The 14,790-nt window shown below is 67.5% G+C and carries 14 protein-coding genes; 3 read left to right on the top strand and 11 right to left on the bottom strand.

Annotation, left to right across the window (positions count from 1 at the left end):
- Positions 1 to 249: 249 nt before the first annotated feature.
- The 10 genes from PG878_RS06730 to nudE all read right to left on the bottom strand — a co-directional run bounded on the left by PG878_RS06730 (position 250) and on the right by nudE (position 7,809).
- The gene (locus tag PG878_RS06730) at positions 250 to 633 is read right to left on the bottom strand and encodes a hypothetical protein (RefSeq protein ID WP_209029663.1); all 384 of its coding nucleotides are present in this window, start codon (positions 631 to 633) and stop codon (positions 250 to 252) included.
- 526 nt (positions 634 to 1,159) lie between these two features.
- The gene (gcvH, locus tag PG878_RS06725) at positions 1,160 to 1,555 is read right to left on the bottom strand and encodes a glycine cleavage system protein GcvH (RefSeq protein ID WP_017910465.1); all 396 of its coding nucleotides are present in this window, start codon (positions 1,553 to 1,555) and stop codon (positions 1,160 to 1,162) included.
- 94 nt (positions 1,556 to 1,649) lie between these two features.
- A complete protein-coding gene (gcvT, locus tag PG878_RS06720) occupies positions 1,650 to 2,756 on the bottom strand; it encodes a glycine cleavage system aminomethyltransferase GcvT (RefSeq protein WP_209029662.1) in 1,107 nt (368 codons plus the stop codon).
- Positions 2,757 to 2,977: 221 nt separating this feature from the next.
- Positions 2,978 to 3,409, bottom strand: a complete 432-nt coding sequence (locus tag PG878_RS06715; protein ID WP_209029661.1) for an NfeD family protein — start codon at positions 3,407 to 3,409, stop codon at positions 2,978 to 2,980.
- Positions 3,410 to 3,412: 3 nt separating this feature from the next.
- Positions 3,413 to 4,375: an SPFH domain-containing protein gene (locus PG878_RS06710; protein WP_010343188.1), complete on the bottom strand. Its 963-nt coding sequence runs from the start codon at positions 4,373 to 4,375 to the stop codon at positions 3,413 to 3,415.
- A gap of 66 nt (positions 4,376 to 4,441) precedes the next feature.
- Complete coding sequence (locus PG878_RS06705) at positions 4,442 to 4,744, bottom strand: Mpo1-like protein (protein WP_048490450.1); 303 nt, start codon at positions 4,742 to 4,744, stop codon at positions 4,442 to 4,444.
- Between the two features lie 500 nt (positions 4,745 to 5,244).
- Positions 5,245 to 5,568: a YnfA family protein gene (locus PG878_RS06700; protein ID WP_209029660.1), complete on the bottom strand. Its 324-nt coding sequence runs from the start codon at positions 5,566 to 5,568 to the stop codon at positions 5,245 to 5,247.
- A complete protein-coding gene (gene mazG, locus PG878_RS06695; protein ID WP_209029862.1) occupies positions 5,565 to 6,341 on the bottom strand; it encodes a nucleoside triphosphate pyrophosphohydrolase in 777 nt (258 codons plus the stop codon). The genes PG878_RS06700 and mazG overlap by 4 nt, the downstream gene beginning before the upstream one ends.
- 128 nt (positions 6,342 to 6,469) lie before the next feature.
- A complete protein-coding gene (cysQ, locus tag PG878_RS06690) occupies positions 6,470 to 7,270 on the bottom strand; it encodes a 3'(2'),5'-bisphosphate nucleotidase CysQ (RefSeq protein ID WP_209029659.1) in 801 nt (266 codons plus the stop codon).
- Positions 7,267 to 7,809 (bottom strand): ADP compounds hydrolase NudE, encoded by a 543-nt coding sequence (nudE, locus tag PG878_RS06685; RefSeq protein ID WP_228135991.1) that lies wholly within the window; start codon positions 7,807 to 7,809, stop codon positions 7,267 to 7,269. The genes cysQ and nudE overlap by 4 nt, the downstream gene beginning before the upstream one ends.
- A gap of 86 nt (positions 7,810 to 7,895) precedes the next feature.
- On the opposite strand from nudE, the gene bioA reads away from it, so the two are divergent.
- Together bioA and PG878_RS06675 are read left to right on the top strand one after the other, a co-directional pair.
- Positions 7,896 to 9,287 (top strand): adenosylmethionine--8-amino-7-oxononanoate transaminase, encoded by a 1,392-nt coding sequence (bioA, locus tag PG878_RS06680; protein WP_209029657.1) that lies wholly within the window; start codon positions 7,896 to 7,898, stop codon positions 9,285 to 9,287.
- The gene (locus PG878_RS06675; protein ID WP_209029656.1) at positions 9,278 to 10,009 is read left to right on the top strand and encodes a 16S rRNA (uracil(1498)-N(3))-methyltransferase; all 732 of its coding nucleotides are present in this window, start codon (positions 9,278 to 9,280) and stop codon (positions 10,007 to 10,009) included. The genes bioA and PG878_RS06675 overlap by 10 nt, the downstream gene beginning before the upstream one ends.
- 163 nt (positions 10,010 to 10,172) lie before the next feature.
- Here PG878_RS06675 and PG878_RS06670 read toward each other — a convergent pair whose 3' ends face one another.
- Positions 10,173 to 11,195 (bottom strand): glucokinase family protein, encoded by a 1,023-nt coding sequence (locus PG878_RS06670; protein WP_209029655.1) that lies wholly within the window; start codon positions 11,193 to 11,195, stop codon positions 10,173 to 10,175.
- 875 nt (positions 11,196 to 12,070) lie between these two features.
- Here PG878_RS06670 and PG878_RS06665 point away from each other — a divergent pair.
- Positions 12,071 to 14,722 (top strand): TonB-dependent receptor, encoded by a 2,652-nt coding sequence (locus PG878_RS06665; protein ID WP_209029654.1) that lies wholly within the window; start codon positions 12,071 to 12,073, stop codon positions 14,720 to 14,722.
- The last annotated feature ends 68 nt before the right edge of the window (positions 14,723 to 14,790 follow it).

Genomic DNA, 14,790 nt, shown 5'->3' with positions numbered 1-14,790 from the left:
CTCCGCCTGCGGGAACCGCCGGCGCGCGCTGCGGGCCGGATCGGATACAGAAACACCCGTACCGAATAGCGATACGGGTGCGATGCCAGGGGAGACGTTGCGTTTCTCGGAGGGAAGCGACTCCAACTCCACCATCTTCGGGTTCCTGGCGGATGTCCAAGTTGTGCTTCGCGTTTTGATGTCGATCCGATTCACTCGCTTGCGCAGCAACGTCTGCTGGGCGAAACCTAATCACGGTTTTTTTTACTGTCAACACTTCCGCGCAATTTTTTTTCCGCTGGCGCGCGCGCCACGACCGCCGCATGCCGCGCCAGCTGCCTTGCCGACGCCACCGATCGCCGATGCCGGCACCACAAGGAAAACGGCGCGCGCAAAAAAAGCAGGGAAATTTCCGTGTTTTCTGTAACGACACGACGCCGCCATCGCGTTGCGGACGGGCAACGACGACGCGTCGGCCGCAATCGCGGGAGCACACGCTAGGCTGTCCGCTAGCTGAAAAAAAAATTCGCGACCGCATGCGGTTCCGGCATCGCACAAGTGCAAATGCGCAAAAGTGCGCAAACTTTTTTGCGTCGTGCGCCGGTCGCGACGCACGCGATGCGTCGCGCAAGGCGTCGCCGAGACGTGGCGCATCGTGCCACTGCGACGCGACCTGCACGCACGTCGTCGCCACGCCGCACCGCAGGCGACCACCTCGCCCATCCCCACGCCATGCCGCCACCGACACCTTCGCGCGGGTGCATCGACCGACACGGATCGCACAGGTCGCCGACTGGCGCCGGCGCGCACCGCTCCGGCGCGCAGCGATGACGTCTGGGACGCACACCGAGTCGCCGCTGTCTGCTCCTCGCGCGCCCACACCGCGCCTCATGCCGCAGCGCACCTGCGCGCGCCGGAAAACCGGCGCCGCCCGGCGTGCGGTCGCATGCAGCGGACGCCGCCACGCGCGGCAACCATGCTGCGCTCGCGGTGCAGCCCGGGGACAACCTCACGCCGTCTTCGCATCAACGCACGCCACGACGCTCGCGACACGGGTTACCGCAACGGCCATGCCGAGGAGCGCGACGCAGATGCGGACGACGGCGGCCGCTGCCTGGCGCCCAAAAAGAAACCGGCCGCACTGGGCGGCCGGTTCGGGTGTCGCGACGGGGCGGTCGGCTCAGTGGCCGTCGTCCTCGAGCAGTTCGGCGTACTCGTCCGGCGACAGCAGTTCGTTCAACTGCTCGGCGTCGTCCGCTTCCAGCACCAGGATCCAGCCTTCGCCATAGGCGTCTTCGTTGATGGTTTCCGGCTTGTCGCTCAGCGCGGTGTTGACCTCGACCACCTTGCCGCTCAGCGGGCTGTACACGTCGGAGGCGGCCTTGACCGACTCGACCACCGCCACGCCGTTGCCGGCCTCGACGTGATCGCCGACGTTCGGCAGCTCGACGTAGACCAGGTCGCCGAGCAGGCCCTGGGCATGATCGGAGATGCCGATGGTCACGCGACCATTGCCCTCGACGCGGGCCCACTCGTGGGACTTGAGGAATTTGAGGTCGCCAGGGATCTCGCTCATGGGGCTGCTCCGGAAGAAGACGGTATCGAGGATGGGAGGCTAGTGTAGCGAACCGCGCGCGTTGGGAAGAAGTCGCGCGCGCGGCGGATGCGGCTCAGCCGAGCACGCCGGGCTGGACCTGGCCTTCGCGCACGAACGGGAACTTGACCACGCGCACCGGCACTTCCTTGCCGCGGATGTCCACGCGCACCGCACCCGGCTCGCCGGCCGGCACCCGCGCGAAGGCGATCGCCTTGCCCAGCGTCGGCGAGAACGTGCCGGACAGGATCTCGCCGTCGCCGTTGGCGGTCAGCACCTTCTGCCCATGGCGCAGCACGCCCTTCTCGTCCATCACCAGGCCGATCATCTGCCGCGGCGCGCCGCCGGCCTTCTGCGCTTCCAGCACGGCGCGGCCGATGAAGTCGCGGCCCTCGTCGAGGGTGACGGTCCAGGCCAGCGCGGCCTCGTAGGGCGAGACGCTGTCGTCCATGTCCTGGCCATACAGGTTCATGCCCGCCTCCAGGCGCAGCGTGTCGCGCGCACCCAGGCCGGCCGGCTTGACCCCGGCGCCGATCAACGCCTCCCAGAACGCCGGCGCCTGCTGCTGCGGCAGCACGATCTCGAAGCCGTCCTCGCCGGTGTAGCCGGTGCGCGCGACGAACAGCGGCACGCCGTCGGTCGAGGTCGCCTCGATCGCGGCGAAGCGGCCGAGCTTCTGGGCGGCGGCGCGGTCTTCCTCGCGCAGCAGGCCGATCGCCTTGGTGCGCGCGTTCGGTCCCTGCACCGCGATCATCGCGAAGTCGTCGCGCTCGCGCACCTGCACGCCGAAGGCCTGCGCCTGCTCGCCGATCCAGGCGAGGTCCTTGGCGCGGGTGGCGGCGTTGACCACCAGGCGGAAGAACGTCCCGGACATGTAATAGACGATGAGATCGTCGATCACCCCGCCCTGCGGGTTGAGCATGCAGGTGTACAGCGCCTTGCCCGGCGCCTTCAGCTTGTCCACCGAATTGGCCAGCAGGTGGCGCAGGAACGCGCGGACCTGCTCGCCGTGCAGATCGACCACGGTCATGTGGCTGACGTCGAACATGCCGGCGTCGCGGCGCACCTGGTGGTGCTCGTCGAGTTGCGAGCCGTAGTGGATCGGCATGTCCCAGCCGCCGAAGTCGACCATCTTGGCGCCGAGGGCGCGGTGGCTGTCGTTGAGGATGGTCTTCTGGGTCATGGCGCGGGTCCGTGAGAAAAGTCCCCCATTATCGCTGGCTGGGGGCCGGGATTGGGGAGTCGGGATTGGGGATTGGTAGGAGCGGCTTCAGCCGCGACCTTGGCCAGTGACGGGTCGCGGCTGAAGCCGCTCCTACAGCGCTGCGCGATCGAGCGCCAGTCCTTCGGATCCAGGAAAGCCGCTCCTACCAATCCCCAATCCCGACTCCCCAATCCCGGCTTTCAAGCTGCCTGGACCAGCAGCGTCATCCCATCCACGCCGACGATGCGCACCGTGCTGCCAGCCGGCAGGTCGGCGCCGCCGACCACCCAGAAGGCGTCGTCGACCTTGGCGCGGCCGCGGCCGCCGTGGATCGGCTGGTCGAGCGTCACCACGCGGCCGATCAGTTGCTCGGCGCGACGGTTCAGCAGCGGCTGGTCGCTGGCCCGGGCGCGGTTGCGGAACCAGGTGCGGTACACCTGGATCGAGACGAAGCTCAACACCACGAATGCACCGACCTGCAACAGCAATGGCATGCCCGGAACCACCAGCACGGCCAGGAAGACCGCCGCGGCAGCGAAGCCCATCCACAGCATGAAGGCGCCCGGCGCCAGCGCTTCGGCCGCGAACAGCAACAAGGTCAGGGCACCCCAGGCCATCACCTCGATGCGCATGGCTCAGACCCCGCTGCGCGGCGGGACGCGCGGCACCGCCGGCGGCGTGCCCTGCTTGTTCAGCGCCTCGCGCGCCAGTTCGGCGATGCCGGCGATCGAACCGATGATGCCGCTGGACTCCATCGGCATCAGCACGAACTTCTGGTTCGGCGCGGTGGCCAGTTCCTTGAACGCCTCCACGTACTTCTGCGCGATGAAGTAGTTGATCGCCTGCACGTCGCCTTCGGCGATGGCCTTGGACACCATCGCCGTCGCCCGCGCTTCGGCCTCGGCCAGGCGCTCGCGCGCCTCGGCGTCGCGGAACGCGGCCTCCTTGCGGCCTTCGGCCTCCAGCACCGCCGCCTGCTTCTCGCCGTCGGCGCGCAGGATCTCCGACTGCCGCGAGCCCTCGGCCTCGAGGATCTGCGCGCGCTTCTCACGCTCGGCCTTCATCTGCCGGGCCATCGCATCGACCAGGTCGCGCGGCGGCTGGATGTCGCGGATCTCGATGCGGGTGACCTTGATGCCCCACGGATTGGTGGCATGGTCGACCACGTTCAACAACTGCGCGTTGATGGTCTCGCGCTGGCTCAGCGACTCGTCCAGGTCCATCGAGCCGATCACGGTGCGGATGTTGGTCTGCACCAGGGCGATGGTGGCGATCTCCAGATTCGACACTTCATAGGCGGCCTTGGCGGCGTCCAGCACCTGGAAGAACACCACGCCGTCCACGCGCACCACCGCATTGTCCTTGGTGATGACGTCCTGGCTGGGCACGTCCAGCACCTGTTCCATCATGTTGACCTTGCGGCCGACGCCGTACACCACTGGAATCAGGAAATGCAGGCCGGGCGAGAGCGTGTGGGTGTAGCGGCCGAAGCGCTCCACCGTCCACTGGAATCCCTGCGGCACCATGCGCACAGTCTTGAACAGAATGATCACGCCAGCGGCCAGCAGCACCACTGCGAAGAAGAACGTGGACGGCATCAGGTTGCTCCATTAACCAGAAAGAAATCGAATCCGCAGTATAGCGAGCGCCGGCGCGGGCGCCGGTCACCAGCGGATGCGGCCCAGCAACATGTCCTTGAACATCACCCAGTCGCCGGCCAGCGAGTACAGCGGGTGCTTGAAGGTGGCAGGACGGTTCTTCTCGAACACGAAGTGGCCGATCCAGGCGCAGCCGTAGCCGCAGACCGGTGCGGCCCACAGCCACCTCGGCTGGCCGGTGCACAGCGCCAGCAGCAGGCTCGCCAGCACGCCGAGGCTGCCGACGAAATGCAGCCGGCGCGACAGCCGATGCCGGTGCTCGCTCAGATAGAACGGGTAGAACTCGCGGAAATTGGCGAAGCGGCGCATGCGATGGCCCTCCCGAGGCGACGCAGGCGTCCAGCATACGCCGGGAGCGCGGGCGTCGCGCGCTGCGCATGGATGCGACGCGCAGGGTGCGGTCGCCGGATGCGCTTACGCAGGAGACCGCAGCGCCGCACCAGGCATGTCTGCGATTCGGTAACCGCATGGAAACCGCCCACCTGCAAAGAACTGCGGCGGGGCACAACGCCTCGGAAGCGGGACACGTCATCGCGTTGCGGGCAGGGCGTCGGGGCATCTCCATTCACGCGCTGCGCAGCGCCAACGCAGCGGAACGTGCGGTGAGTTTCGCGGGAACGGGTTCACCGCTACACGAATCGCCGATGGCACGTGGCGCCGCTGCAGAGCACCGCCAATCGCAACGAAATGTGTCCTGTAGGAGCGGCTTCAGCCGCGAAGGGCTTTCCCGGGAACGCCCGTCGCGGCTGAAGCCGCTCCTACGCGCTGGCAGGCCTCTCGTTGTCGCAAGACAGCCTGCCGCGCAGACCTCAACCCTGCCGCGGCGCGAACATGATCACCGCCATGCCGGCCAGGCACAGGCCGGCGCCGAGCAGGTCCCAGCGCGTGGGGCGCATGCCCTGCACCGTCCACAGCCACAGCAACGCGACCGCGACATAGACGCCGCCGTAGGCCGCATAGACGCGGCCGCTGGCGGCGGGATGCAGGGTCAGCAGCCAGACGAAGGCCGCCAGGCTGCCCGCGGCGGGCACCAGCAGCCAGGCGCTGCGCTGTTCGCGCAGCCAGAGATAAGGCAGGTAGCAGCCGACGATTTCCGCGACGGCGGTCAGCACGAACAGCAGCAGGGTCTTCATCCGGCCGCGGCGCGCTCTTCGTCCTTGGCGCGCTGCCAGTACGCCTCCTGCTGCACCAGCGACAGGCCGTCGAGCGCGCCGCCGTCCTGCTGCGCCAGCCGTTCCATCGCGCGGAAGCGACGCTCGAACTTGAGGTTGGCGTGGCGCAGCGCCGCACCGACATCGACCTTGGCATGCCGCGCCAGGTTGGCACAGACGAACAGCAGGTCGCCGATCTCGTCCTGCAGCCGTGCCGGATCGACCGCGGCGCCATGCGCCAGTTCCGCACGCACCTCCTCCAGTTCTTCCTGCACCTTGTCCAGCACCGGCGCGGGGCCGGGCCAGTCGAAGCCGACCCGCGCCGCACGCGACTGCAATTTCAGCGCGCGCTGCCATTCCGGCAGGCCGCGGGCGATGCCAGCCAGCGCCGAGGCGTCGCGCTCGCCGGCGGCGGCACGCTCGGCGCGCTTGATCTCTTCCCATTTCAGCGTCTGCTGCTGGGCATCGGCCACCTGGCTGTCGCCGAACACGTGCGGGTGGCGGCGCACCATCTTGTCGCAGATCGCCGCGACCACGTCGTCGAAGCCGAACGCGCCCTGCTCGCGCGCCATCTGCGCATGGAACACCACCTGCAGCAGCAGATCGCCGAGCTCGTCCTTCAGCCCGGCCAGATCCTGGCGGTCGATCGCGTCGGCCACTTCGTAGGCCTCCTCGATCGTGTACGCGGCGATGCTGGCGAAGTTCTGCTCCAGGTCCCAGGGGCAGCCCTGCGCGGGATCGCGCAGGCGCGCCATGATGTCGAGCAGGGCGGGAAGATCGTAGCGAGTGGGGGTCACGGGCGGATTCCGGTGCGACGGCACCGCTGCCGCCACCGCCTAGTGTGGCAGAGCGCGCGCCGTGCGGCGCGCGCTCGCGGCGCGGCTCAGCCCAGCCAGTCGCGCCAGGGCAGCGCCGGATCGCCCAGCGCCACGAAATCGCCGTTGAGCAGCGATTCGCGGCGGTTGTAGCGGAATGGCTTGCCGGTCGCGGCGGCCAGCAGCGCACCGCCGGCGGCCTGCAGCACGCATTGGCCGGCAGCGGTGTCCCACTCGGAGGTGGGCCCGACGCGCGGATACACGTCGAGGTCGCCGTCGGCGATGCGGCAGAACTTCAGCGAGGAGCCTTGCGCGACCAGTTCGATCTCGCCCATGCGCTGCAGCAGCGCGTCGGTGCGCGCATCGCGGTGCGAACGGCTCGCCGCCACGCGCAGCGGTGCGGTGGCCGGCCGCCGCGTGTTCAACGCGGTGTCGCGGAAACCTTCGCGACGATACGCCTGCTCGCCACGCACCGCGTGCCAGACGCGACCGTCCACCGGCGCCTGGACCACGCCGAACACCGGCGCGCCCTGGTGGATCAGCGCGATGTTGACGCTGAATTCGCCGTTGCGCTTGACGAACTCGCGGGTGCCGTCGAGCGGATCGACCAGCCAATAGGTGGTCCAGTGTTCGCGCACCTCCCACGGAATCTGCGCCGATTCCTCGGACAGCACCGGCAGGTCCGGGGTCAGCCGTTCCAGACCTTCGACGATGATCTGGTGCGCCGCCAGGTCGGCCTGGGTCAACGGGCTGGTATCGGCCTTGTGCTCCACCTCGAAGCCGGTGGCGTAGACGGACATGATCGCCGCGGCGGCATCGATGGCGATGGCGATCACGGTTTCGCGCAAATCACTGGTGAGACGGATCATTCGGCGCGACCCAGCCACTCGCGGGCGATGAACAGCGCCGCCAGCGAACGCCCCTCGGAAAAATCTTCACGCAACATCAGTTGATCCAGTTCAGCCAGTTTCCAGGGCACCACTTCCAATTCCTCCGGCTCGTCGCCGGCTAGTCGTTCGGGATAGAGATCTTGCGCCAGCACCAGCCACGACTGGTGGCTCATGTAGGTCGGCGCCAGGGTCATCGCGCGCAGCACGCGCAGTTGCCGCGCGCCGTAGCCGGCCTCTTCCTTGAGTTCGCGGTCGGCCGCCTGCAGCGGGGTCTCGCCGGCATCGATGCGGCCCTTGACCAGGCCCAGCTCGTAGCGGTGCACGCCGGCAGCGTATTCGCGCACCAGCAGCACGGTCTGCGCATCCAGCATCGGTACCACCACCACCGCGCCGTGGCCGGGCGCCTTGAGCCGGTGGAACACGCGGCGTTCGCCGTTGCTGAACTCCAGGTCCAGTTCCTCGACCCGGCGCTCGGCGGCCGATTCGCTGCGCTCGCGCACGGCATGGATGACCGGCAACGGACGGGTCACGCCGGCACCCTGCGGCGCCGGGCGGCGTCGGTCGATAGAATGCGCGGAGCGAAGAACCTGTTCATGAGCGCGAAATGCTATCAGACCTGACCGCAGCACAGATGGCCGACGCGTGGCGCCAGCGCGACCTCGCCGTGCTCTGGCACCCGTGCACGCAGATGCGCGAGCACCCCGACACCCTGCCCCTGGTCCCGATCGCGCGCGGCGAAGGCGCCTGGCTGATCGACCACGGCGGCCGCCGCTACCTGGATGCGGTGAGCAGTTGGTGGACCAACCTGTTCGGCCACGGCGAGCCGCGCATCGCCGCGGCCATCGCCGCCCAGGCCACGCAACTGGAGCAGGTGATGCTCGCCGGCTTCAGCCACGAACCGGCGGTGCTGCTGGCCGAGCAGTTGCTGGCGCTGGCCCCGCGCCAGGACGGCCGCGCGCCGCTGGCCAAGGTGTTCTATGCCGACAACGGCTCGGCCGGCGTGGAAGTGGCGCTGAAGATGGCCTTCCACTATTTCCAGAACCGCGGCGAACCCGGGCGCACCCGTTTCGTCGCGCTGGAGAACGGCTACCACGGCGAGACCATCGGCGCACTGGCGGTCGGCGACATTCCGCTGTATCGGCGGGTGTACGCGCCGCTACTGGCCGAGGCGCTGTTCGCGCCCTCGCCCGACGCCTACCAGGCCGAGCCGGGACAGAGCGCACGCGAACGCGCCGATGCCGCCGCCGATGCGCTGGCCGACCTGTTCGACCGTCATCCCGGCGAGATCTGCGCGGTGATCCTGGAACCGCGCCTGCAGTGCGCCGGCGGCATGCGCATGCACGATCCGGCCTATCTGCGCCGGGCGCGCGAACTGTGCGACGCCAACGGCGCGTTCCTGATCGCCGACGAGATCGCCACCGGCTTCGGCCGCACCGGCACGCTGTTCGCCTGCGAGCAGGCGGGCGTGATGCCGGACCTGCTGTGCCTGTCCAAGGGCCTGACCGGCGGCTTCCTGCCACTGTCGGCGGTGCTGGCCACCCAACATCTGTACGACGCCTTCCTCGACGACAGCCGTGAGCGCGCCTTCCTGCATTCGCACAGCTACACCGGCAACCCGCTGGCCTGTGCGGCGGCACTGGCGTCGCTGCGGATCCTGCAGGAGGACGACGTGATCGCGCGCAACCGCAGCACCGCCGAAACCATGCGCGCGCTGTCGGCGCCGTTCGCCGAGCATGCGCACGTGGCCGACGTGCGCCAGGCCGGCATGGTGGTCGCGTTCGAACTCACCCGCAACGGCGACAAGCGCACGCCCTTCCCGGCGTCCGCGCGCGTCGGCCTGCACGCCTATCGTGCCGCGCTGCAACGCGGTGTGGTGCTGCGCCCACTGGGCGACGTGCTGTACTGGATGCCGCCGTACTGCGTGGACGCCGAGCAGTTGACGCTGCTGGCCGAGACCACGCTGGCGGCGATCGACGAGGCCGTGACATGCGCCTGACCCGCTGCCACGTGGAGCTGCCGCTGCAGGCCGGCGCCGACGTGACGCTACCGGAAGACGTCGCCAACCACCTGCTGCGCGTGCTGCGGCTGCGCGAGGGCGATCCCTGCGTGCTGTTCAACGGCGACGGCTGCGATTACGACGCCGAACTGCTGCAGGCCGGCAAGCGCAACGCCAGCGTGCGCGTCGGTGCGGCGCGGCCGGCCGACAACGAGTCGCCACTGGCGATCACCCTGCTGCAGGGCGTGGCGCGCGGCGAGAAGATGGACCTGATCCTGCAGAAGGCCACCGAACTCGGCGTCGCCGCGATCGTGCCGGTGTGGGCCGAGCGCACCGAAGTGAAGCTGGATGCGGCGCGGGTGGACAAGCGCGTGGCGCACTGGCGCAGCGTGGTGATCGCGGCCTGCGAACAATCCGGCCGCGCGCGCGTGCCGCAACTGAGCGCGCCGCTGGCGCTGGCCGATGCGGCGCGCGCCGCGGCGGACAGCCCCTGCCGGCTGATCCTCGACCCGCAGGGCGAACACCGCCTGCGTTCGCTGGCCATCGGCGGCGATGCGGCGACGATCGCGATCGGCCCGGAAGGCGGCTGGTCGCCGCGCGACCGCGCCACGCTGGAGGCGGCCGGCTTCGTCGGCCTGCGCCTGGGGCCGCGCATCCTGCGCACCGAAACCGCCGGCCTGGCCGCGATCGCGGCGCTGCAGGCGCATCACGGCGACCTGTGAGTTCAGGCACGCGATGACGCTGCAGACAGCGGCGCCGTCACGCAGGCGCCGTTGGCATGGGACATATAGATGTGTCGACGCGCTCCGGCACGCCAGGCGCGCCGCGCCCGCATCGCAGGACGCCCCCGATCAGCGCGGCGCGGCCACCGCCGCGCCGGACCGCTCAGTGGCGCTGCTGCAGGAACCAGTTCGCCGCGCCGATCACACCGAGTTGGCCGTGCTCGACCAGCTTCACCGGGATCTGCTCCAGCGCCGGACGCATCGCGCCCTTGTTCAAGTAGCGCTCGACGAAACTGCTGGCGGACAGGAACGCGCCGATCTGCGGCAGGAAGCCGCCGGCCAGATAGACGCCGCCCTGCACGCCGTACAGCAACGCCATGTCGCCAATCACGCTGCCCAACAGGCCGCAGAACGCGGACAGCGCCTCGTGTGCCAGCGGGTCGCTGCCGGCCAGCGCGGCCGCGGTGATGTCGCTCGGCGCGGCGAGCGCGGGCGTGGCGCCACGCAGGTCGCACAACGCGCGATAGAGATTGAGCAGCCCCGGGCCGGACAGGAAATGCTCCATCGGCACATACGGACGGTCGCGCAACAGGCGCTGCGCCAGCGCCAGCTCCAGGTCGTTGCCGACCGGCAACGCGGCGTGGCCGGCCTCGGTCGCCAACACCACCGCGCCGCCATGGGTCGGAATCCACACCGCCGCACCCAGGCCGGTGCCGGGACCGATCACCAGTGCCGGCCCGCGCTGCGCCTTGCGCGGCCCGGTCAGATGCAGCACTTCGCTGGCGTCCATCGACGCGGCCGCATACGCCACCGCTTCGAAATCGTTGACCAGATGCAGCGCCTTCAGGCCCAGGCGCTCGCGAATCTCCGGCGGCGACAGCGTCCACGGCAGATTGGTGGTGATGACGCGACCATCCTCGAGGGCGTAACCGGCACTGGCGATCACCCCGCGGGTCGGCTTGGGTTCCTGCACCTGCTCCAGGAATTCGCCGATGATCTCGGCCAGGCCGGGATAGTCGGCGCAGCGATACTTGCGATAGTCCAGCACGTCGACCGACGGCGCCGGGCCGACATCGGCAGCGCGCGCGACCAGACCGATCCGGACGTGGGTTCCGCCGACATCGGCAGCAATGAAGGGCTCGGCGCGCGGCACGGCCGCTGCCACTGATGAACTGCTTGCGGACACATCTTCTCCCGTTGCGCCAGAGCAGGCGCACGCCGATTCGGCAGATTGATCGATCGAGTGTCGGACCAGCTTGACAACGTTGTCAAGATGAATTTCATCCGCTTGTCGTTTTCTCTTCACCACGCCGACGTCATGAGCGCATCGCCTGTCGGTGCGGAGCGTTGACCGCAAGGGCGCGTTGCATGGGTGAACACCCGTCGCAAAATTTCGCCGCATCGCACAATTTTTTGCCGCATGCCTGTCGCGCCGGCAGCGCCTGCCGCACCGGGGCCTCCCGGCCACTGCGCCCACACCGCCACCCTCCTCCGCCATGTTTTCTTTTGTAGACAAGCACCTAGCGCAGGCGTCCGGCGGGCCAGGAAAGGCTTCGAAAAGAGGCCCAGGCAAGGCGTGACGGCATTCGTCAAAAGTATGTGAAACGGGTGTTGACAACGCTGTCAGCGCTACGACAGACTCGGCTCACACAAGTTTTACAACTTCAAGACATGCCACGTTCAGGGGATTCAGACACAGCGACGCATTGCCGCTCCTCCCGCGCCAAGTGGCAGGACGCACGCTGACGCTGCGACCGGCATCCCCGAACCGACGAGACCACGCCCCAAGCCGGGCCCGAACGCAGCGGCGTGCGGATCAGGCCACAAGGTGCACTGCTGTATTGCTGGACTTGGTTGTTACCTGCAGGAACACAGGAAGGACCGGCGCCCTCGATGCCGCCGGTTGGCTAACTTCCGCGTCAGCGACCGGACGACGCGCATCGAGATGCGATCCGCGCAGCGCCACCAGGCGCGGCGCCATCCACAAGGCCGGGCAGCGGCCAGCACACCGGAACATCGGTTGGCACCTCATGCCCAAGTACTCACCCAGAGGTTTAGCCAATGAATAGCCGCACCACGACCCTAGCCATCAGCATCATGGCCGCGCTGTACCTGTCCGGTAACGCCGCCGCGCAGGAAGCGCCCGCTTCCGCCAACGCGGATTCCAAGAACGTCCAGCAGCTGGATGCCATCACCGTCACCGGCTACCGCGCCTCGCTGGAGAAGAGCCAGTCGGTGAAGCGCTCGGCCAACTCCATCGTCGATGCGATCAGCGCCGAGGACATCGGCAAGTTCCCGGACACCAACGCCGCCGAGTCGCTGGCGCACCTGCCGGGCATCAGCGTGGACCGCCAGTTCGGCGAGGGCGAGAAGGTCAGCATCAACGGCACCGACCCGGCGCTGAACCGCGTGCTGCTCAACGGCCAGACCATCGCCTCGGGCGACTGGGGCGGCAACCCGACCGACACCAGCGGCCGCACCTTCAACTACACCCTGCTGTCGCCGGAAATCATCGGCCTGATGGAGGTCTACAAGACTCCGGAAGCGCGCATCGACGAAGGTTCGATCGGCGGCACCGTGATCGTGCACACCCGCAAGCCGCTGGACCTGCCGAAGAACACCATCCGCGGCTCGATCGGCTACAACTACAACGACCGTTCGGAAGAAGGCAATCCGCGCGGCTCGGCGCTGTGGAGCTGGAAGAACGACGACGAGACCTTCGGTGCGTTGATCTCCGCCACCCACGACAAGGAAGACCTTTCGCGCGCCGGCATCGAGTTCTTCGGCTACAACACCGGCGCCAACATCCCGCCGACCGCCAGCATCTCCGGCGACGGTGGTAACGTCGCGACCGCCAAGATCCCGGTGGGCATCAACAGTTCCTTCTTCCAGCAGACCCGCGAGCGCAACGGCCTGCAGGGCGCGCTGCAGTGGAAGCCGAACGATCAGAACGAGTTCAACCTGACCGGCCTCTACATCAAGGGCAAGTACAACAACTTCAGCGAATCGCGCTACGTCTGCCCGGGCTGCGGCGACCAGGACAAGATCACCAGCGCGACGGTGAACAACGGCTACATCACCCAGGCCACGGTCACCGACGGCGCCGGCAACGGCAAGCAGCCGTACGCGCAGTTGGACACCAATTACCGCGAAAGCACCGTCACCACCAAGAGCCTGAACCTGCGCCACGACTTCTATGGCGACAAGTGGGTGTTCACCACCCAGGCCGGCGCCACCGAAGCCACCGGCGGCAAGAACCCCGAGTATCTGATGAAGTTCCTGCTGCAGGACGGCGGCTACAACTTCAACTATGACGGCACCAACACGGGCGTTACCTACGACAACAACAGCGCTAGCAACTGGGGCCTGAAGTCGGGTCAGCAAGCCGGCGGTATCGAATACACCACCACCAAGGACAAGGAGAAGTACTTCCAGTTCGATGCAGCGCGCGACCTGGATTGGGGCCCCCTGAACAAGCTGCAGGTAGGCTACAAGTACATCAACCACGAAAACGGCCAGGATTCGCGCGGCAATGCGATCTATGCGAACCAGGACATTCTGCTGACGTCATTCAACCCGGGCACCACTCCGAGCGGCCTGTACGACGGACTCCACGCCAGTTCGGACCTTGTCAACTGGCCGACCGCCAACCTCAACTCGGTGCTGTCCTATCTGAAATCTCTTCCGCAGGGGGCCTTGGAGAGCAAGTACGGCCAGATGTTCGATGTCAAGGAGATCACCAGTGATCTCTATGCGCAGATGAACTTCGAGTCCGGCAAGTGGCGCGGCAACTTGGGCGTGCGCTATGTGGACACCAAGGACAAGTCGCAGTACTGGCTCAGTTCCAATGGCGGCACCTACACCCCGGTGACCTCGACCAAGCAGTACTACAAGCCGTTGCCGAGCTTCAATATCGCGTACGACCTGGATGACAACAAGGTTCTGCGCTTCTCTGCTGCGAAGGTGATCGCACGTCCTCGCTACCAGGATCTTGCAGGATCTGTTTCGCTCAACAGCACCAGCAGCGATGGCACGACCTGTAACGGCAGTACGTCGTGTAACCTGACCGGCAGCGGCGGCAACCCGGACCTGAAGCCCTACGAGTCGACCAACTACGATCTGGCCGCGGAATGGTACTTTGCCCCGTCCAGCATGTTGTCCGGTGAAGTGTTTTATCGGGACATCAGCTCCTACATCGTGACCGTTACCACCGCGCAGCAGTTGACCGATCCGATCAACGGGGTGAGCGGCATCTACCAGATCAGTTCGCCGGTCAACGCCTCCGACGCCAAGGTCAAGGGCGCCTCGCTGAACTACCAGCAGGCCTTCGGCTACGGCTTCGGTCTGCAGGCGAACTACACCTACGCCACCGCCGACGCCAGCACCGGCCTGAACCTGCCGTACCTGTCGAAGAACACCTACAACGTGATCCCCTACTGGGAAAACGGTCCGTGGATGGTGCGCCTGAACTACAGCTACCGCTCCAAGTACTTCACCCAGGTCGGCCGTCTGAATTCGCAGGTGTTCACCGACGAGTACAAGCAGCTGGACCTGACCGCCTCGTATGAGATCAACGACTGGATGAGCGTGAGCTTCAGCGCGACCAACCTGCTCGACTCGACGTACTACTGGTACAACGAGGTCAAGTACGCGCCGATCGGCATGTACAAGAACGGCCGCGGCTACCAGGCGCAGCTGAACTTCAAGTTCTGATGTAGCACCGGCGCGCCACCGTCCCTCCACGGTGGCGCGCTTTTTCGTGTCCGGCGCGGCGGCGCCGG

Origin of the sequence: Xanthomonas hawaiiensis, assembly GCF_031834635.1 — a bacterium.
Classification (GTDB): Bacteria; Pseudomonadota; Gammaproteobacteria; order Xanthomonadales; family Xanthomonadaceae; genus Xanthomonas_A; species Xanthomonas_A sacchari.
This window is presented reverse-complemented; position numbering and strand designations above follow the sequence as displayed.